The sequence below is a fragment of the Bacteroides salyersiae genome, assembly GCF_031172035.1.
GTDB classification, from domain to species: Bacteria; Bacteroidota; Bacteroidia; order Bacteroidales; family Bacteroidaceae; genus Bacteroides; species Bacteroides salyersiae.
Genome location: NZ_CP133452.1, coordinates 2,818,192 through 2,836,837, shown reverse-complemented (window position 1 = coordinate 2,836,837; position 18,646 = coordinate 2,818,192). Strand labels below are relative to the sequence as shown.

The window sequence follows — 18,646 nt, the reverse complement described above, 5'->3', positions numbered from 1 at the left end:
TTGCTTATCTTTGTGTTACAGAGATATTTGAAATGATGCAAAGCAATGTAATATGTGGCAGGACTTTCACTATTATATCATTACCTGCCTTTTTAAAGAAACGCTTTTAATCGCTGATGTCCCATAAAAGAAAATATCAACACCAATAATAAAAAAGACAATGAAAAAAGAAATTCTGTTTGTACTGTTAAATAACTTTGCCGATTGGGAAGGAGCTTATATTGCCCCGAACCTCACTTTGGGTGTTGAACCCGGAAGTGAAAGCAAATATGTAGTTAAAACTGTGGCTGTCACTAAAGATCCGGTAGTATCATGCGGTGGCTTTAAGGTATTGCCCGATTACGGTATCGACAACATTCCTACCGATTATGCAGGAATAGTACTCATTGGCGGTATGAGTTGGTTCACTCCGGAAGCTGAAGCCATCGTTCCTTTGGTAAAAGACGCCATTGAGAATCGAAAGTTAGTAGCAGGAATCTGCAATGCTTCAGTCTTTCTTGGAATGCACGGTTTTCTAAACAAGATAAAGTACACCAGCAACGGATTGGATTACCTAAAGGCTTATGCCGGGGCAAACTATACAGGTGAGAACTTCTATATAGACGGACCAGCAGTCAGAAGTGAAAACATTGTAACCGCCAACGGGTTTTCTGCTCTGGAATTCTGCCGTGAAATACTCTATGCGCTGGAAGCAGACTCTACCCAGAAGATAGAGAGAAGTTACCGTATGCACAAAACAGGTGTTTGGGAAGACCCGGAAATGGAATAAACGGAATAGGCTGGATACAGATATAGTACAGAAAAACGACTCCGGATAAAGAACGATTATACGATACTGAAAGATGGATGACAAAGAACTTATTTTTGAAACCAGGGCATTGTTTCGAGAATGGCTGGAAAACGCAGGTACAACGAGCGACGGGATTTGGTTGGTATTTGCGAAAACCAATACGCTAAAAACACTGTCGGCTCATGAAGCACTCGAAGAAGCATTGTGCTTTGGCTGGATAGATGGTCAGATGCAATCCATCAATGAGGACAAGTATAGAAAATATTTTGCCCGGCGAAGAGAAAAAAGCAATTGGTCGGACAAGAACAAAGAGCTGGCTCGGAAACTTATTCAAAAGGGACTAATGACTCCGAAAGGAATGGAAGCCGTAGCCTGTGCAAAACAAAACGGACAGTGGGACAACTCCAAACGTAGCACCGCCTCCGAAGAGCAAATCCGGATGTTCAGACAGCTCATTGAGCCACATGAACCTGCTTATACAAATCTATTGGCCATGTCCGATTCTGTGCAGCGCACCTATACATTGTTTTATCTGGATGCCAAATCGGATAAAACTCGCCAAACTCGTATGGAAAAGATTATCGACAGACTTAATAAGAACCTCAAACCCATGTAGCCACGACTTTTATGAATGTTGAAAGGGAAAGATAAAGCCGCATATCAGCACCGTGCTTAGCGACACTAAGCACGGTGCATACTACCTGTATGAATAGTGCTTAACAAAGGTAAGCACCCGGCTTACGGTCATTGGTATGCCTTTTCATTTTTTCTCTACGCCCTTTCACCCAGTACCCTCCCGATATAAACAAGAAAATTTAGCTGTACCGCATCAGAACGTCACATCCATCTTCACCATAAAGGCACGCGGAGCTGCTACCGACATCGGCCGGAAAGAATACTCCTTATTCAACAAGTTATTAACCATAAACTGAAATGCAACCTCTTTTGTAGCCTTTACTCCCAGACGGATATCCACCGTAGCATAATCCGTATTGTGTTTTTTCCAATAAGTAGTTAATGTTTCGCCATCGATACTACCGAAAAGCAAACTACGCACATAATCCATCACTTCCGGATTGCCATTCGGTTTTTCACGCTCGTCCAACATGATATAATCCACCGCAAGCGTCTTACTTCTCCAAGCCACATTCATACCCAGATTTATACGTTTCCACTCAAAATCGAGCGTAGTTTTAAAAGTATGTTTCTGGCGATATTTCAAATATTTGGAATTATTCGACTTCTCTTTCATCTGCAAAGGATCGGTATAAGTATCCTCCAATGCATTACGTTCTTTATAATCCGCATCACGCGGCTCAGTGTATACATAGCCCAAGTTATAATACAGTTTCGTGTTCTTATTAAAATTATATACACCATTTGTGCTGACTTCCATCCCATAAATCCGCGCTTTGGAAACATTGTGGAATTGTGCTCCAATACCGAACCCTCCTTGACCAAGCAACATCTCGACCGCATCCGAAATGCTGTTTATCATCTTGTTGTTGCCATTATTGAACAATCCGAACTGGAATTCGATCATATCTTTATACTCGGTATAAAAACCTGCCACGTCCAACATCCCCTGAAGATTACCAAGCTTATACCCTTGCTTGAAACCAAGTTCGGCATTGAAACCTTTCTCCGCACGAATATTTTCATTCGGATATACACCTACCCCACCGATGTCCTTACGCAGATATTTCTCTACTACCGACGGATTGCGATACCCCTGTCCAAAGCTGGCGCACAGAAAACTATAATCGGCAAGCTGACAATTCAACCCGGCACGCAAAACCGGACGAAAAGGAACTTTTGTCCCAAAAATCTTTGTTTCGGCCTCCCGGTAATGATTATTTATACGATAATATTCGGCACGCACTCCGGCCGAAACGCTCAGACGATCCCCAAAACGTTGATCGTATTGAAAAAAAACAGCCAGATTATCACTCTTATAAACCTGATCGATGGCCGAAGAATAGTGACGAGTATGCCGGAAAGTGGTTCCGGCAGTGATCTGTGCACCACTATCCCAGCGTTTATTAAACTGATAATCGAGAAAATAATCGTTGCACTCATCCGTTCGCGTACTACCATTATTCCGTTCCGGATTAAGAATATCAGAGAGCCAAGGCACCAGATCACCGGGCATCTGCCCATTCTGCAACACACCCAAATCAGAGGGCAGACCACTTGCCATCATCCAGGCAATAAGGTCACAATAATCGGCAGTAGTAGCATTTGGGAAAATAGGATTCAACAAACCGAGCGCTCCGTTGACCGCACCATTCAAATCACCTTGCAAAAGCGGCTGCACCAAAGGCTAATCTCCACAATGGCTGATAATCACCCGCATCCTTCAATATACAAGTTAAAAAAGTCATTTTACACAGGACTAAAATCACCAAGATTTACCCATGATTCTCAGAAGTTTCTTATGTTTGCACACATAAATTATCAGTTGATCCTTTAATTCAAATTCAAACCATGAGATTCATTACATTACTACTTACTGCGTTTATCAGTTTACAATCGTTCAGCGAAGAAAAATTCCCGGATGGAACTCCCATTCCCGACTGGTTCAGACAAAATGAAGTTGTCAATATCCAGACATTAGGTAAGAAATACAACATTCTTGAATACGGTGTCATCAACGACAGCACCCTTCTCCAGACCGAGAAAATCCAATCGGTCATCGACCAGGCATCCCAACAGGGAGGTGGCGTTATCGTCATCCCTAAAGGCACATACCTCAGCGGCTCTCTTTTCTTCAAACCGAAGACCCATCTGTATCTGGAAGAAGATGCCATTTTAAAAGGAAGCGATGATATCAGCAACTTTCCTATTATCGATACGCGCATGGAGGGACAGAGCTTGTCATACTTTGCCGCATTGGTAAACGCCGATAAAGTAGACGGGTTCACGATCTCCGGAAAGGGAACCATCAACGGTAACGGGCTGCGTTACTGGAAGTCCTTCTGGCTGCGCCGCAAAGTGATACCCAAATGCACAAATATGGACGAATTACGTCCACGGTTGCTATACATCTCTAATAGTAACGATGTACAAATTTCCGGCGTCAGCCTTATCAACTCCCCTTTCTGGACTACCCATCTTTACCGTTGCAACCGTGTGAAGTTATTGAACCTGCATATTTTCTCTCCCGCCACCCCGGTAAAAGCTCCGAGCACCGACGGTATCGATATAGATGTTTGCAGCAATGTGTTGGTGAAAAATTGCTATTTATCAGTAAATGACGATGCCATTGCCCTGAAAGGCGGTAAAGGGCCGTGGGCGGATCAAGATCCCAATAACGGCGGCAACAGCAATATCATTATAGAAGATTGTACCTACGGTTTCTGTCACAGTGGCCTGACGTGCGGAAGCGAATCCATCCATAACCGCAATATTATCTTCCGCCGTTGCAAAATCAACAATGCGACCCGCCTTTTATGGCTGAAGATGCGTCCGGACACCCCACAAAAATATGAATATATCCTCGTAGAAGACATCACAGGAGATGCCAAAAGTTTCTTATATATCAAACCTTGGACACAATTTTTCGATCTCAAGGATCGCAAGGATATTCCGATGTCTTACTCCGACCATGTGACCCTGCGTAATATCGATCTTGAATGCGATGTATTCTTCCACGTAAGTCAATCCGACCAGTATAAACTGACAAACTTTACTTTCGAAAACTTGAATATCAAAGCAAAGAAACCAGAATGCAACAAAGAAATAATCAACCCGTTCATCTGGAAAAACGTAAAAGTAGTGCCTGTACAGGGAAATCCCTCAAGTAAGCATTAAAGATATGGATTCCACAACCCTCTTTGTTCTGTTACAAAACAAGAGATTTGTGGAATCCGTATTTAAAAAGGTCAGATGACGGACCCTCCCATCTCGCAGTAAAAGAGCCCTCTCTTTGCAGGATATCAGAATTTTATCAATCGTTTAGGAGAACCGTGCCATGAACATCCCAGACAATACACTTCCGTAAAATCGAACCCTTCCGTCGAAGCTTCCTCATCTTTGGGAATCACAACTCCTTCTTTCGTGATATATACCAACAACCGGTCTCCTTGCTCGTTCTTTACATACATGCCGGCAATTTTACATTGTGGACAAAGCATTTTTCTCATCCGTTCTATTCTCCTCTTTTTTTAAAATTCGGCTGCAAAGATAATCCTATTATCAGAAACTAATAGAAAATAATGCCTCAACCTGAAACTTTCCATAATCGATCGGCTGAATCAACCGCACGCCTGTTGTGATCGGATAGCTCATCCGCAATACATTCCAATCGAAAATAAGGTCCGTTCCGAAAGAGCTTTGAGTGGTCCATGCACCCTTGCTACGGGCTTGATTACGTGACAAGTCATAGAACAGGTTGGCCCGCATTCTCCGGATATAGATCAGAGAACCGATACTGAAATCGGGAGAAAATATAGGAAGGGCATAATCTGCCTTAAACGCCCACTGCCGGTGCGTCTGATATTGGAAATTATATCCTCGCGGTTTCTCCAGCAAGTGTTTGGGAAGGTACAAAGCCTTGCCGTCAAGCTCCTGATACTGATATCCGAAACGAAGCATCAGCCCATGATTACGAAGAATACCGGGCCAGTAAGTCGTTAACCGGCCTGCATAAAGGGCACCGTAATTCTCCTTGTTGAATGGAGTGGTGAGATACTGCAAACGGAGCTGGTAACCATTACGGGGTAAAATATCCCGTTGCGCTTTCCGCCTGTAATTATAGAACAATATTTCCGGCAACACATATTGGAAAGCATGAAACTCCCGGCTGCCATATTCCTGATACCGGTTATTCGTAAAATAATAACTCACCGCAGGCTGTATGCCGCGTATACGATGGTTACGGGTCAAGTTGAAAGGAAGATAAATCCGGGCTTCAGCCTCCAGATAAGTACGACCGGTATAATATCCCCGCGTCACCTGTTGCCCCTTGTCGTTCTGAGCCCAAGCCATATCAAAAGCTTTATCACCATAATCGGCAGCAATATTAACGACCGGAAACCAGCCTTGATAAGTAAACGACAGTTTGCCGTGATGGTAACCTTTATCATAATACCAGCCAGCCTGCATAATGGCCGTGTTCAAGGTGTTTTGAGACATGATGGTCGCCCCGGGTTTAACGATCGTACTCAGATCGGAAGCACTCGTGTTCATAGCTTCGGCCACATCATAATAGAAAGGCGCCCAACTATGAATCTTGAAAGTATGCACACCCTTCCGATAACGCTTGGGTTGAAAATCCACCGGTTCCAAACGAGCCGAATCCAGATTAAATTTCTCTTGTCCGGCCAAAGTCTCCACAAAGGGCATAGAGACCGGACGATCAAAATCTGTCTTCTCCGCTAAAAGACTATCTGCCGGAAGAGAAGCGATCCGGTAACCGTTTGCCTGATAATCAGCAAAGAACAGGCGATTTCCCGAATGTGTAAATGAAGGATCAAAGGCACCGAAGCGCGCACACGTCAAACGATAAACCTGATGGTCTGCCAGATCCAAACAATAAAGATTATTAGTTCCATTCGCCCCGGATTCGAAGTAAATCCGTCCGTCTTTCCAGACAGGAGAAGTAATATTAACAGAAGCAGTGCTCAACAGCTCTTCCCATTGCCCGGAAGAAGGGGTAAACTGCAACAGGCTGATTCCGGCATCTGTCACTGCAACCGCTACCACTTCATCCTGATCCGTAAACGTCAGTTCTTTAATAAAAGCATTGCCCGGCACCTGAAAAGCAAACAGTTCTTTACCATCTTCAAGCTCTACCAGTACAAGCTGATTCTTTCCGTCGACCGTAGTCCGTGAAACAGCAGCCACCTTTCCGTTTTTATCCACCGACGGAGAGAGATAACGCTGTCGGGGAGTGATACTTTTTATACGTCCCTCTTTCAGATCATAACACTTCAGCACGGAATAATTCTCATGTGTCCAGCGAAGACCGGGAACGATCTCTGTCCAGTATATCTTCCCGTTACGGTAGTCGAGACGGCTATTGATACTGCCGATATAACTCAACCGTTTCTCTTTCCCATGAACGATTGTCACCAGCGAATTGATATCTTTCAATCCCGACTTCACGGCAACCACCGTAGAATCATCGACCGGACAGGGATACCTGTACGAAGTATAATCTTTTTTATCGGGCGAATGATAGGATGGAACAAGACTGCAAGTATCCTGTTGTTCCCATTCCTTCCGCAAATAATCGAAAGTATCCTGATAAAGCCGTTTAAAGCTGCTTCCCGTATAATGTTTGAACGAACCCTCAAAGAAAATATTACGGACATAGCGGCTGGTCGTTTTATCCCAAATATCGGCTCCGTACCGTTGTCGTGCATAGGAAGTGAGATCATAACCCAGCGCGTAATACGTACCGGTATAATTCTTGTACGAACCCAATAACCATTTATCGAAAGAATAAAACTTATCCCCTCCCAACATTTGTGCACGATAAGCCATATTAAACTCCGGCAACCGTCCCCTACCACCGTTAGACATGGCCGTTTCGGTACCTACCGCATCGCCCTCCAGAAACCAGACCGGCAGAAAAAAGGCAGCAACGCCCGCCGCCTGCTCACCTATCAGATAATAAAAAGGCTTGAAAATTCCACTCATCACCTTTCCTGTCTGAAATACATGACGTGATTCGTGCAGTACCAGATGTTTATCCCACCTCTGAACTCCCAGATCGGAAGAAGGAGTCGTGATAAGTTCCATCCGGCGGGGAGCCCACGATACCATACCGTTGGACTGCATATTGGCAGGATGAAGAATAACGGGAAACCGGGCTTTTATCGGCTTACCGATGGTTTTCTGTATATGGGGGTAAGCATTTTCAAGATAAAGTGCATAATGATAAGCCATAGAATCCGTTCCCTGCGGATAAACCAGATTATAGTGCGGTAACCGCACGATATTCCATTTAAAACGGGCCGGATCCGAACCATAATCCATAAATTGGGCGCGAATACTAATCGAAGCCGACAGACAGATAAACAAAAGAAAGAGATATTTCGATTTTGACATTTACAAGGTTCATTTAATTGACAGCTACAAAACTATAAAAAATCTTCTGGGTTATCAGCTAAAAGTAAATAAAATCGGAAATAAGTACCACAATATTCAAATAAAAGAAATGATTGTCCGCATGAACTCACAAAGCTACACAGACTTTTTATCCGATAATTGCATATGCAGAATCGGGAAAGGCTTTCCCATTCCATCTACAGCATCCCGACCGACAACTTCAAAACCTCTGTTCTGATAAAAGTGAAATGCTTTCTCATTTTGCTCGTTCACGTCAACTTTATATATCCGTTTTTCATGAACGGCAAAATCAATCAAACACTTGCCATATCCCCGTCCCTGCTCATCGGGATGCACGAAAAGCATTTCTATGTTATCTTCGCTCAATCCTAAAAATGCCGCAATCCGGCCGGTACTGCCGCGAAGCATATAAAGCTCTACGGCCTGAAAATACTCATCCCGCACCAGAGGTTTATAAAACAGAATATCATTTTCCGTCAGAAAGTGATGAGTACTACGGACTGCCAGCTCCCATATCCGGAGCAATTCATCATAGTCTTGCGTATCGGGTTGTTCGATCATAAAATATTCCGGTATTAATTCAATTGTAAATATAAAGCTTTTTTCTATTATGCTACCTTCCGTTCCGTACAAATGTTCTCAGCCTTCATTCAAGACCGTTTCACAATGCAATAATCCCTATGATAAAAGAACCTTCTTATCAGAACTAATCCAATGCCAGACACGTCAATATATCCCTAATAATCAATCAGATAGATTCCATCTTCTCTGAAGTCATATTTCCCACATCCAAAACATCCGGATGATTTCAGTAACAACATCCGGGTGTTCTGCATAAGAACATGGGGATGTTGTCAACCAAAACATGGGGATGTTTTACAACTAAGAATATAAACCTTGATGCAGTAACAATATACCTGCAAAACATGGAGAAGTAGCGTCTTCCATATATTACAAACATACTTATCAATACTCCGCTTTCCTTTCGAACTTCATCACCTGGCCTGATACCGGATGTATAAATTCTAAATATTCGGCATGCAGATAGAGCCGTTCTGCCCTTCTTCCATAAAGTTCGTCACCTGCAATAGGGCAGTTCAATCCGAGGGGATGAGCGGCATGCACACGCAACTGATGTGTGCGTCCCGTCAATGGATAGAAAGCAATACGCGTCCGGTTCCCTTTTTTTTCAAGAACCTTATACCGGGTAATGGCAGGCTTGCCCGATTCTTCATGAACCACTTGCCGGGGCCTATCCAAAGGATCCGGACAAAGCGGTAGTTTTATCTCTCCTTCATCCTGCGCAGGCATACCGTCCAACAAGGCAATATACCGTTTTTTCACCGTGCGGTTCTTAAACTGCGCCTGAAGATGCTGATGTACCTCCTTACTTTTGGCTATCAATAACAAACCGGATGTCGCCATATCCAACCGATGCACGATTATCGGCCCCGTAGCATCCGGATATAGCTCTTTCACTATACTATACACAGAACCGGCACTCCCCTTCCCCGGAACGGAAAGCATACCAGCCGGCTTATCGATCACCAACAACCAGTCATCTTCAAAAAGGACCTCCAGTTCCGTATCGTGACACGGACTTTTTGATAACGGATCGGGTTCCACATCCAGTCCTTTCAACATATGTTGCAGTATCGGTTCACACTTTCCTTTACAAGCAGGGTAGTAATAGCCGTGATGCCGAATCTCCGTTTTAGGCGAATTTCCCCACCAGAATTCGGCCATAGCAATCGGCTTCAATCCATGTATATAAGCATATTGCAACAACTTCGGAGCAGCGCATTCGCCGGCTCCTGCAGGAGGAGTTTTCTGTACCGTCTGCTCGAAAATCACACATAAATTCTTCACCTCCCCAAGCCCGTTTCTCATCTTAAATTGTTCGAAAAGTCTTTGCTGTAATTCTGCCGAGCGCTTCTTTCTTTCTATCTTAAGCGATTCTATCTGCCTATCATATGCATCAACCTCTGTTTGCAAGACAGCCACTCTATTTTTCCAATACTTTTCCAGACGCTTTAATTCGGCTTTTTGGTATTGGCTCTCACGTACCATAGCAGCCTGCTCCTCCTCATCCGGGTGTTGCTTCCGACGCTGCGCACGTGCTTCTTTGGCAACCTTCAAAACAGATTTGGCTTTCTCCGTCTCCTGCCTGCCCGCATGTATCTCTTCCTCCAATCTCTGTTTCAAATCCAGATAATGCGGATGTTGCTCCAACTTTCTGATCCGGGCATTAATGGCCGATATGTTTTCCTCTTCTATTTTAAAGAAGCCATCCGGCTGCAACAAGTCATATACAGGAGGAACAAAGAATGAATGCAGATTTCTACCGGCCAGATTACCGGAAAAAGCAGCCAAATAACCAATCTCGTCCTCTTTGGTCTGTACGACCAGTACGCCGAACATCTTGCCCTCACGCAGTTCTTCCTGCCAGTCGTCCTGTGCCGCGATGTAAGCCTGTACCTCTTCGGCTGCCATGACGCACAAAGGATGGGGAGTATAATGAAAAGGATAAGTGAATTGTCCGGGCAAAGCGATGTGAACAATAGATCGGGCAAAATGATGCAACATATATTTTCAAACTATTTGAAACAGGATTGTCTTTGAACTCCTGATGGAGTTATTGCTTGCAAAATAAATTCTATTTGCCCAGTATTGCAAATATTACCAATGAAAGTTTGACCCGTTATCATAAAAAAACATCATTTTTCTGCATCTCTTTTTGAACAAAAAATCATCTGATGCGTTTATAATTATGCAAATCAGCCTGAAGCTCTTTATGCATATGCGAATACCCATAATGAAGCGACCGTATGCCTCCCCGGCATAGACAGGTAAGATTGCATAGTAGTTTTGTCGTGTTTTATTTTGTGTTTGTGTTGTGACGGTGCTGCGATGTGAATCGAAGTACCGTTTTTTTTATATACATGTAAAGATTATCATTTTTAATCGAAGCGGATTTGCTATCAGAAAGTTTCTCCGTATCTTTGTCCTATCATGGCAGAAAGGAACGAATTACACCCCAAAAACAAGCATAACGGACAGTATGATTTCACCAAACTGACCGAAGATTATCCTCCGCTCAAAAAGTTTGTATCACTCAATCCATACGGTTCTCAAACGATTGATTTTTTTAATCCACAGGCAGTAAAGGCACTGAATAAAGCATTGCTGATCAGTTATTATGGCATTCGATATTGGGATATTCCGAAAAATTATCTGTGTCCGCCCATCCCGGGAAGGGCCGACTACATTCATTATATTGCCGAGTTGATCGGTACGGAAAATACGGCAACCGGAATATCCGGACGGAAATGTCTGGATATCGGCGTAGGAGCCAATTGCATTTACCCGATCATCGGGTGTACGGAGTACGGCTGGACTTTCGTGGGTTCGGACATCGACCCTGTTTCGATAGCAAATGCCAGAAAAATAGTAACCTGTAATCCGGTACTGGTGCATCGGATTGAACTGCGGCTTCAGAAAGACAGACGGAATATCTTTGAAGGAGTTATATTGCCCGACGATTTTTTCGATGTCACAATATGCAATCCTCCTTTTCACAGTTCAAAAGAGGAGGCGGAAGAGGGTACGTTACGCAAACTCAGCAGCCTGAAAGGAAAGAAGGTGTCGAAAGCTCAATTGAATTTCGGAGGGAATGCCAACGAATTATGGTGTGAAGGTGGAGAACTCCGGTTTTTGCTGAATATGATCACCGAAAGCCGGAAGTTCCGAAAAAACTGCAAATGGTTCACCAGCCTGGTATCTAAAGAGAAAAATCTGGATAAGCTATATGCCAAACTCAAATCAACCGGTGTTGCCGAATATCGAACGATACAAATGCAACAAGGCACAAAAAACAGCCGGATATTGGCTTGGCGGTTTTAGCCAACAAGCCTTTCTTTTTCAGAGCCGGATATCAATGACGACGCAACAGATGCAGAAATAAATGATTAATGTGCCCCACAACCGACTTCCCGACAACAATAAAAGTCACGGCAACCAGTATCATCAGTATTCCTAAGACAAGGCGGGGGGTAAGTCGTTCACCGAAAATCATCACACCGAAAAAGAGAGCGGTGACGGGTTCCAATGCTCCCAAAATGGCAGTAGGGGTAGAACCGATGCTATGTATCGAGATGGCCGTACAAATAAGTGAAATAACAGTAGGCAGAAAAGCCATTGCCAGTATATTGACCCATGCCGGAAAAGAAGGAACTGCCTGTAGATCGGTCATAAAATTCAGACGGACTACATAAATGGACAGCCCGAAAAGCAAGGCATAAAAAGTCAGTTTGGCTGTCGACATGGTTTTGAGTGTGGAATGGTTGACGCCGACAATATAGATGGCATAGGATAATGACGAAAGAATGACCAATAACATTCCTATCAGACTGAGCGTTTCTCCGCTATCCCCCTTATACAACATGCCGATACCCGAAAGTGCCATAAGAATACAAAATACGGTCAGCAATGATATCTTCTCATGAAAAAACAAAAACATAATGACCGCTACCATCACCGGATATACAAAAAGAATGGTAGATGCAATGCCCGCGTCCATATGCTTATAACTCATGAATAAAAGTAGTGAAGAGGCGGAAAAAAGCAATCCTCCTGCCAGTAGCGGAAGTACTTCGTTCTTTTTCAGAGCAAACGACTGCCCTTGTATTTTCATCAGAATACCTAAAATAAGCACAGCAAATGCATACCGGTAAAACAATACGGAATCCACACTCAACCCTTCTTTATACAAAGGAAGGGTAAACAACGGATTCATGCCATACGTGGCAGCAGCTACGGCTCCACATACAAATCCTTTCGCTTTATTGCTTATATTCATAACAAGGCTCTTAATTTCGGGGTGCAAATATACATCTTTTTAAAACAGGATGGTTATATTTGTACCTCCTAAAAAAATGAAAATTGAGCAAGAACCGTATAACCCGTGAAAAAAAGACAGTAGAACTGATGATCCGCCTCTACTGCCGTAAAAAAGAGAAAAACCAAACTCTCTGCCCGTCATGTGAAGAGCTGTTACATTATGCCCACGCACGACTGGACCGTTGCCCCTTCGGCGAAAAGAAAAGCTCCTGCAAGCAATGTACCGTACACTGTTACAAACCGGTCCTACGCAAGCAAATGCAAAAAGTGATGCGCTTTTCCGGCCCCCGTATGCTGATCTATGCCCCGTGGGCGGCAATAAGACATCTGTTCGGCCTATAAAAGATATTAGCATACTTACATTATTACTTTATAATAATTATCTTTGCGTAATTATCAAACAATAAAACCATGGTATATGCAAGAAGTGCTTCAGCCCTCTATTCTATGACACCCCAAAATAAAATTTGTACCATTGAAATGGTTAAAGAAGCCGTACATCAAATTATCGACTCATTCAAATATACATATTCCGAGAAACTTATTAATAATTATCCATATGAGCCTGAAACATAAAGATTACAAAGAAGCCAACATCCGTTTTCTGGAAGAAAATCTGGAAAAGGAGGGGGTTATGGAATTACCCTGTGGCATACAGTACAAGATTCTGCTAAAAGGTACCGGACCGGTACCCACTGCCAAAAACACGGTAAAGGTACACTACCGGGGGACATTAATAGATGGCAAAGTATTCGATGATTCATTTGCACGCAAACGCCCGGAAATTTTTAAAGTGAAAGAGGTTATCGAAGGATGGCAGGAAGCACTGAAAGCCATGCCGGTAGGTTCACGCTGGATCGTTTATATTCCTTACGAATTGGGATACGGCACACGGGCTTGCGGAAATATCCCCGCCTACTCCACACTTATTTTTGAAATCGAACTGCAAGGTATAAAATAAAGTAAATCAACTACTCACCCTTTTTTCGGAAGATTTAATTATCTTTGTCTCTGCCAATTAAAATACGAATCATATAAAAACAAATAATGAAGCGAGCAATCATCATAGGGGCTACTTCCGGAATAGGCAAAGAAGTTGCCAAAGGATTATTGTTGCAGGGATGGAAAATAGGAGTTGCCGGCAGGCGAAAAACCGCGTTAGACGCATTCCGTACGATTGCTCCTGACAATATAGAAGTGGAAACACTGGATGTGACACAGGAGGATGCTACGGAAAGACTACACAGCCTCATCAAGAAATTGGGTGGAATGGATCTGTTTCTCTTAAGTTCCGGTGTGGGACATCAGAATATGGAATTAAATGCAGATATCGAACTGAACACTGCACGTACCAATGTCGACGGATTCATACGAATGGTCACTGCCGCTTTTCAGTATTTCCGGCAACAAGGGAACGGACATCTGGCCGTTATCAGTTCCATTGCCGGTACCAAGGGCTTGGGTGTTGCTCCGGCATATTCGGCTACCAAACGGTTTCAGAACACCTATATCGATGCCCTCGAACAACTATCGAACATGCAAAAGTCAAACATCCGCTTCACGGATATCCGCCCGGGATTTGTATCAACCGAACTATTGAATGATGGAAAAAACTACCCGCTACTAATGAATGTAAATAAAGTAGGAATACACATTGTACGAGCCCTCAATCACAAACAACGGGTGGTAACTATCGATTGGAGATATGCTGTCATCGTCTTTTTCTGGCGAATGATTCCACGTTGGTTATGGAAACGGCTACCTGTAAAAACAAACTGACTTAGCAAGATCGGATAACGCTCTTTTATAAGTAACCGCCATATTTGCCGGCAGTGCAAAAAAAAGCTTATCACAAAAAATAATAACTAAAAAACAAATGATGGAACAGAAATTTTGCCAAAGTTGCGGAATGCCATTGAGCGATGCGACTGTATTAGGGACAGAAACGAATGGTAGCAAAAATGAAGAGTATTGTTGTTATTGCTATGCCGACGGGCACTTTACAGTGGACTGCACGATGGATGAAATGATCGATCACTGTGCACAATTCGTGGATGAGTTCAATAAAGATTCCGAAATGAAAATGACAAAAGAAGAGGCTGTTGCCAACATGAAGCAGTTCTTCCCTCTATTGAAACGTTGGAAAAAAGCCTGAGTATTCCCGATAAGACAAGGTATATCCGGTATTCATACATAGCCGGATGCACATTTTGTGTCGTACACTAAAGTCGTACACTAAATATGTATCCGGCATATTATATCATATGAAGAAAAGGTAATGCTCCTTTTTCTTATTTCTCTGCTCCTTCCAATACTTCCGGATGGCGTTTCAACCATGCTATGGCATATGTACAGGTAGCTTTCGGCTTTAATCCGTTAGCCATTGCATAGTCATATGCCGCTTTTACCAGAGCGGCGGCTATCCCCTGCCCTTCAATGGGGCGTGGAACAATGGTGTGAATAATATCGAGACTTCCGTTAAGTAAACGATATTGAACAAAGGCCGTGCGGCCATCTACTTCCGTTTCAAACAGCTTCTGTTCGGGCTGATGTCTAATTTCATAATCCATAATCTATCAGTTTTTTTTAAATGTATCTTGTCTGATCTATCCACAACAACCGGTTCGTATCATATCCCCGGCGTAATGCGGCGGTCAGTAATAATCTTTTCACATCTTCAGGCAATTGGGGAGTCCGGCTCAATATCCACAAATACTTATCGGAGCTACTGCCTATCAGTGCATAATTGTATCCCTCCCGATCCAATTCGAGTATATAATAATCGGAATAAAACCAAAGGAAGAAAGAGACTTTCAGACGTCCCGGCCTGGCGGTATCGGGAATCTTTGCACGGCCCACAGCTCGCCGGAATTTACTCCTGCCATGTGTATCCCGTTTATATCCGGCATTCAATACACTGATACTACCGTCAGGAGAAAGCTTGTAAGTAGCCGTAACCCCGGACATTCCCCGTTCGAAACGATGATCGTAACGGGCTATCTCATACCAACGTCCCATATACCGGGACACATCAAGACGATCGATCGTACTACGGTCTACTCCTCTGAAAAGCTGTCCGACTGTATTATCGGTAAAATGAAATCCTGCTTCCTCCAATCGCCTCGGGCGTACATATTGTCCGGTAGTAAGGAAAGCGGCACCTTCGCCATACATGATCCGGAAGATAAACCGGGGGACAATAATCGTGCCCCAGGCATGATAGGCTTTTGCCAGTGCACGGGTAAAAGCAGCCTGCGTAATTTGCTGTGGAGCAACAAGATTGAAAACGCCTTGCAACGTATCATCTTCTATAAAAAGAGCCATCGCACGGCAAAGATCATCTATACTGATCCACGGAAAAGGTTGTGTGCCGGGACCGATGGCGGCGGCAAACTTCATGTTCAAGGGCCGGAGCATCTGTTCCATTGCTCCGCCGTCCGGAGAAAGTACAAGTCCGAAACGTGCTATGACCAAACGGGTCTGTGGCGGACAACGGCGGGCCTCCTTCTCCCAGGCATAGCAAAGATCGGGCAGAAAGCCTTCTCCGCGTGTATTGGTATATTCATCAAAAGTTCCCGCAGAAGGATAATATCCCACGGCAGAAGCCGATAGCATCAATCGGGGTTTCTGACGGCCTGCTCCCAGAGCGCGAACAATACGCTGCGTTACCCGTATACGGCTATCATATAACTCATGTTTATATTCCGGCGTCCATCGCTTATTGACAGGAGCACCGGCCAGGTTGATAATGACATCACAATGCGACAATGCCTGTACCAGGTATCCAAGCATCCCTTCCCGGAACATAGGTCTCCCTAACGGAACGACCCGATGTCCCTGTTCAGTGAAAAATGCGGTGAGATGTCTGCCTATAAAGCCACTGGCTCCGGTAATTGCTATATTCATGTGACGTAAACTGTTGTTAATGTATAGTACAAAACGTATTAAAAGCACGAAAAGTTCTTTGAAGCTGCTAAAATGAGTTTATCTTTGCAGAGGAATGACTAACCCGTAACCCATAGCCATATGATTGAAGCGCCCGAAGCCTGCTGCCTGTCAGAACAACTGAACAGAACGGTCAGAGGAAAGAGAATTACCAACGTATTCGCACAGTATACCCCCCATAAATTCGCCTGGTTTTATGGTAATCCGAAAGAATACCCCGAACGGTTGACCGGAAAAACCATCGATAAGATAAATCCCTGCGGCGGTATGATTGAAATCGAAGCCGGTGATATGATGCTTATCCTTACCGATGGTATCAACCTGCGTTACTTTACTCCCGGTGAAAAATTACCGGCCAGGCATCAATTGCTTATCGGATTTGAGGATGAGAGTTGCCTTGTTGCTTCCGTACGGATGTATGGAGGTTTATGGTGTTTTCCGAAAGAAGGATTCAATGCGCCCATAGCGGCTTATTACGAGACAGCCAAGAATAAGCCGCAAGTAATGACGGATGAGTTCTGTGAGTCGTATTTCAGAAAATTAATTTATGCGGATGATGCACAAAAGAAAACAACAAAAGCTTTTCTGGCAACCGAACAGACCATCCCGGGATTGGGTAACGGAGTACTACAGGATATCCTGTACAATGCCCGCATCCATCCGAAAACGCGAATCCATTCCTTGTCTGCCGGACAAAAGGAGGAACTCTATCACCAGATAAAATCCACTCTTCAAGAGATGTATAACTTGGGAGGGCGCAGCACAGAGACCGATCTCTTTGGCAAAAGCGGAGGATATATACCGCATCTCTCTAAAAATACAGCCGGCACAATCTGTCCTCGTTGCGAAGATATGATAAAGAAAGAAAACTATCTGGGTGGCAGCATTTATTATTGTAGCGGTTGCCAACCGATTCAATAATACGCACACCGCATTGAACAATGATTTTATAGAATGAAAGAAAAACGTATTACTCTAATTTTAAGTATTGCTCTGGCAGTCTGCGCCGGAGCCACCATCCCGACCCTTATCAGCAGTATTCCACCTGTCGAACCGTATTCGGTAAAATCTGAAGTGCCCTATTGTGTCACCCCGCCAAGTGTTCCCGAGCAGGCTACTTTTGACGGCGAAACCATTGACTTGCGCCGGTATGACCGCCGTGAACGGATGGACCGGGAAATGATGTCCTTCACCTATATGCACTCTACTACCATGTTGATGTTGAAACGTGCCAACCGGTATTTTCCTATCGTGGAACCGATACTGAAAGCCAATGGCATCCCTGATGACTTCAAGTATCTGATGGTTATCGAGAGTAGCCTTAATCCGATTGCCCGCTCTCCGGCCGGAGCTGCCGGACTATGGCAATTCATGCCGGCTACCGGACGTGAATTCGGTCTGGAAGTGAACGACAATATAGATGAACGCTACAACGTGGAAAAAGCAACTGTTGCCGCCTGCAAATATTTCAAACAGGCTTACGAAAAGTATGGTAACTGGATGGCTGTATCTGCCGCATACAACGCAGGACAAGGACGTATCACCGCACAACTGGATAAACAATTGGCCGACCATGCCATGGATCTTTGGCTGGTAGAAGAAACATCACGCTACATGTTCCGTCTGTTGGCTGCCAAAGAGATATTCAACAATCCGCAACGTTTCGGTTTCCTGTTGAAACGCGAGCACCTCTATCCCCCTATTCCCTATAAAAAAGTGACGATCACCACCGCCATCGAGAATCTGGATGAGTATGCCAAACAAAACGGCATCACTTATGCACAATTGCGTGACGCTAATCCATGGCTGCGCGAACACTCATTAAAAAACAAAACACGCCGTACATACGTTTTACACATACCTACCCGGAAAGGAATGAACTATAACCCCAAGAAAACGATTCCACATAACCCGAAGTGGGTAATTGATTAATAA

Annotated in this window: 17 protein-coding genes and 1 pseudogene; 10 read left to right on the top strand and 8 right to left on the bottom strand. The window is 44.0% G+C overall.

Features of this window, described 5'->3' with window-relative positions; genetic code table 11:
• The first annotated feature begins 160 nt into the window (after positions 1–160).
• Together RB604_RS10310 and RB604_RS10305 are read left to right on the top strand one after the other, a co-directional pair.
• A complete protein-coding gene (locus RB604_RS10310) occupies positions 161–769 on the top strand; it encodes a type 1 glutamine amidotransferase family protein (RefSeq protein ID WP_055295603.1) in 609 nt (202 codons plus the stop codon).
• Between the two features lie 73 nt (positions 770–842).
• Complete coding sequence (locus tag RB604_RS10305; protein ID WP_005924573.1) at positions 843–1,406, top strand: YdeI/OmpD-associated family protein; 564 nt, start codon at positions 843–845, stop codon at positions 1,404–1,406.
• 213 nt (positions 1,407–1,619) lie between these two features.
• Here RB604_RS10305 and RB604_RS10300 read toward each other — a convergent pair.
• A pseudogene (locus RB604_RS10300) lies at positions 1,620–3,083 on the bottom strand (TonB-dependent receptor plug domain-containing protein); the annotation flags it as partial.
• A 194-nt stretch (positions 3,084–3,277) separates the two neighbouring features.
• On the opposite strand from RB604_RS10300, the gene RB604_RS10295 reads away from it, so the two are divergent.
• On the top strand, positions 3,278–4,603 hold the full coding sequence (locus tag RB604_RS10295; RefSeq protein WP_055295605.1) for a rhamnogalacturonidase: 1,326 nt from the start codon (positions 3,278–3,280) through the stop codon (positions 4,601–4,603).
• A gap of 125 nt (positions 4,604–4,728) precedes the next feature.
• Here RB604_RS10295 and RB604_RS10290 read toward each other — a convergent pair whose 3' ends face one another.
• From RB604_RS10290 to RB604_RS10275, 4 genes are all read right to left on the bottom strand, one after another.
• Positions 4,729–4,935 (bottom strand): hypothetical protein, encoded by a 207-nt coding sequence (locus RB604_RS10290; RefSeq protein WP_005924583.1) that lies wholly within the window; start codon positions 4,933–4,935, stop codon positions 4,729–4,731.
• A 52-nt stretch (positions 4,936–4,987) separates the two neighbouring features.
• A complete protein-coding gene (locus RB604_RS10285) occupies positions 4,988–7,846 on the bottom strand; it encodes a TolB family protein (protein ID WP_055295608.1) in 2,859 nt (952 codons plus the stop codon).
• A 135-nt stretch (positions 7,847–7,981) separates the two neighbouring features.
• Positions 7,982–8,428, bottom strand: a complete 447-nt coding sequence (locus RB604_RS10280) for a GNAT family N-acetyltransferase (RefSeq protein ID WP_021936249.1) — start codon at positions 8,426–8,428, stop codon at positions 7,982–7,984.
• A gap of 405 nt (positions 8,429–8,833) precedes the next feature.
• Positions 8,834–10,453, bottom strand: a complete 1,620-nt coding sequence (locus RB604_RS10275; RefSeq protein WP_055295610.1) for an RluA family pseudouridine synthase — start codon at positions 10,451–10,453, stop codon at positions 8,834–8,836.
• Positions 10,454–10,879: 426 nt separating this feature from the next.
• Between RB604_RS10275 and rlmF the strand changes: the two genes are divergently transcribed.
• Positions 10,880–11,770 (top strand): 23S rRNA (adenine(1618)-N(6))-methyltransferase RlmF, encoded by an 891-nt coding sequence (gene rlmF / locus RB604_RS10270; RefSeq protein WP_007478374.1) that lies wholly within the window; start codon positions 10,880–10,882, stop codon positions 11,768–11,770.
• Positions 11,771–11,801: 31 nt separating this feature from the next.
• Here the strand turns inward: rlmF and RB604_RS10265 are convergent, their stop codons facing one another.
• Positions 11,802–12,725: a DMT family transporter gene (locus RB604_RS10265; RefSeq protein WP_005924604.1), complete on the bottom strand. Its 924-nt coding sequence runs from the start codon at positions 12,723–12,725 to the stop codon at positions 11,802–11,804.
• 83 nt (positions 12,726–12,808) lie between these two features.
• Between RB604_RS10265 and RB604_RS10260 the strand changes: the two genes are divergently transcribed.
• The 4 genes from RB604_RS10260 (at position 12,809) to RB604_RS10240 (ending at position 14,921) form a co-directional block, all read left to right on the top strand.
• Positions 12,809–13,108, top strand: coding sequence for a nitrous oxide-stimulated promoter family protein (locus RB604_RS10260; protein ID WP_044093525.1), 300 nt, complete (start codon positions 12,809–12,811; stop codon positions 13,106–13,108).
• Positions 13,109–13,325: 217 nt separating this feature from the next.
• Positions 13,326–13,727 carry a BamJ family beta-barrel-assembly machinery protein gene (gene bamJ / locus RB604_RS10250; RefSeq protein ID WP_005924610.1) on the top strand — a complete coding sequence of 134 codons (402 nt, stop codon included), beginning with the start codon at positions 13,326–13,328 and terminating at the stop codon, positions 13,725–13,727.
• 86 nt (positions 13,728–13,813) lie between these two features.
• A complete protein-coding gene (locus RB604_RS10245) occupies positions 13,814–14,545 on the top strand; it encodes an SDR family NAD(P)-dependent oxidoreductase (protein WP_007478376.1) in 732 nt (243 codons plus the stop codon).
• Positions 14,546–14,645: 100 nt separating this feature from the next.
• On the top strand, positions 14,646–14,921 hold the full coding sequence (locus RB604_RS10240) for a zinc ribbon domain-containing protein (protein WP_005924616.1): 276 nt from the start codon (positions 14,646–14,648) through the stop codon (positions 14,919–14,921).
• Positions 14,922–15,057: 136 nt separating this feature from the next.
• Here the strand turns inward: RB604_RS10240 and RB604_RS10235 are convergent, their stop codons facing one another.
• Both RB604_RS10235 and RB604_RS10230 read right to left on the bottom strand, forming a co-directional pair.
• Positions 15,058–15,336, bottom strand: a complete 279-nt coding sequence (locus RB604_RS10235) for a GNAT family N-acetyltransferase (RefSeq protein WP_005924619.1) — start codon at positions 15,334–15,336, stop codon at positions 15,058–15,060.
• 16 nt (positions 15,337–15,352) lie between these two features.
• Complete coding sequence (locus RB604_RS10230) at positions 15,353–16,672, bottom strand: TIGR01777 family oxidoreductase (RefSeq protein ID WP_007478377.1); 1,320 nt, start codon at positions 16,670–16,672, stop codon at positions 15,353–15,355.
• A 120-nt stretch (positions 16,673–16,792) separates the two neighbouring features.
• On the opposite strand from RB604_RS10230, the gene RB604_RS10225 reads away from it, so the two are divergent.
• Both RB604_RS10225 and RB604_RS10220 read left to right on the top strand, forming a co-directional pair.
• Positions 16,793–17,632, top strand: coding sequence for a formamidopyrimidine-DNA glycosylase (locus RB604_RS10225; protein WP_007478378.1), 840 nt, complete (start codon positions 16,793–16,795; stop codon positions 17,630–17,632).
• A 33-nt stretch (positions 17,633–17,665) separates the two neighbouring features.
• A complete protein-coding gene (locus RB604_RS10220) occupies positions 17,666–18,643 on the top strand; it encodes a lytic transglycosylase domain-containing protein (protein ID WP_007478379.1) in 978 nt (325 codons plus the stop codon).
• Positions 18,644–18,646 lie beyond the last annotated feature (3 nt).

Bases quoted from the DNA above. Each gene is read 5' to 3' on its own strand.
- RB604_RS10310 (WP_055295603.1), top strand. From the start codon at position 161: ATGAAAAAAGAAATTCTGTTTGTACTGTTAAATAACTTTGCCGATTGG.
- RB604_RS10305 (WP_005924573.1), top strand. From the start codon at position 843: ATGGATGACAAAGAACTTATTTTTGAAACCAGGGCATTGTTTCGAGAA.
- RB604_RS10295 (WP_055295605.1), top strand. From the start codon at position 3,278: ATGAGATTCATTACATTACTACTTACTGCGTTTATCAGTTTACAATCG.
- RB604_RS10290 (WP_005924583.1), bottom strand. From the start codon at position 4,935: ATGAGAAAAATGCTTTGTCCACAATGTAAAATTGCCGGCATGTATGTA.
- RB604_RS10285 (WP_055295608.1), bottom strand. From the start codon at position 7,846: ATGTCAAAATCGAAATATCTCTTTCTTTTGTTTATCTGTCTGTCGGCT.
- RB604_RS10280 (WP_021936249.1), bottom strand. From the start codon at position 8,428: ATGATCGAACAACCCGATACGCAAGACTATGATGAATTGCTCCGGATA.
- RB604_RS10275 (WP_055295610.1), bottom strand. From the start codon at position 10,453: ATGTTGCATCATTTTGCCCGATCTATTGTTCACATCGCTTTGCCCGGA.
- rlmF (WP_007478374.1), top strand. From the start codon at position 10,880: ATGGCAGAAAGGAACGAATTACACCCCAAAAACAAGCATAACGGACAG.
- RB604_RS10265 (WP_005924604.1), bottom strand. From the start codon at position 12,725: ATGAATATAAGCAATAAAGCGAAAGGATTTGTATGTGGAGCCGTAGCT.
- bamJ (WP_005924610.1), top strand. From the start codon at position 13,326: ATGAGCCTGAAACATAAAGATTACAAAGAAGCCAACATCCGTTTTCTG.
- RB604_RS10245 (WP_007478376.1), top strand. From the start codon at position 13,814: ATGAAGCGAGCAATCATCATAGGGGCTACTTCCGGAATAGGCAAAGAA.
- RB604_RS10240 (WP_005924616.1), top strand. From the start codon at position 14,646: ATGGAACAGAAATTTTGCCAAAGTTGCGGAATGCCATTGAGCGATGCG.
- RB604_RS10235 (WP_005924619.1), bottom strand. From the start codon at position 15,336: ATGGATTATGAAATTAGACATCAGCCCGAACAGAAGCTGTTTGAAACG.
- RB604_RS10230 (WP_007478377.1), bottom strand. From the start codon at position 16,672: ATGAATATAGCAATTACCGGAGCCAGTGGCTTTATAGGCAGACATCTC.
- RB604_RS10225 (WP_007478378.1), top strand. From the start codon at position 16,793: ATGATTGAAGCGCCCGAAGCCTGCTGCCTGTCAGAACAACTGAACAGA.
- RB604_RS10220 (WP_007478379.1), top strand. From the start codon at position 17,666: ATGAAAGAAAAACGTATTACTCTAATTTTAAGTATTGCTCTGGCAGTC.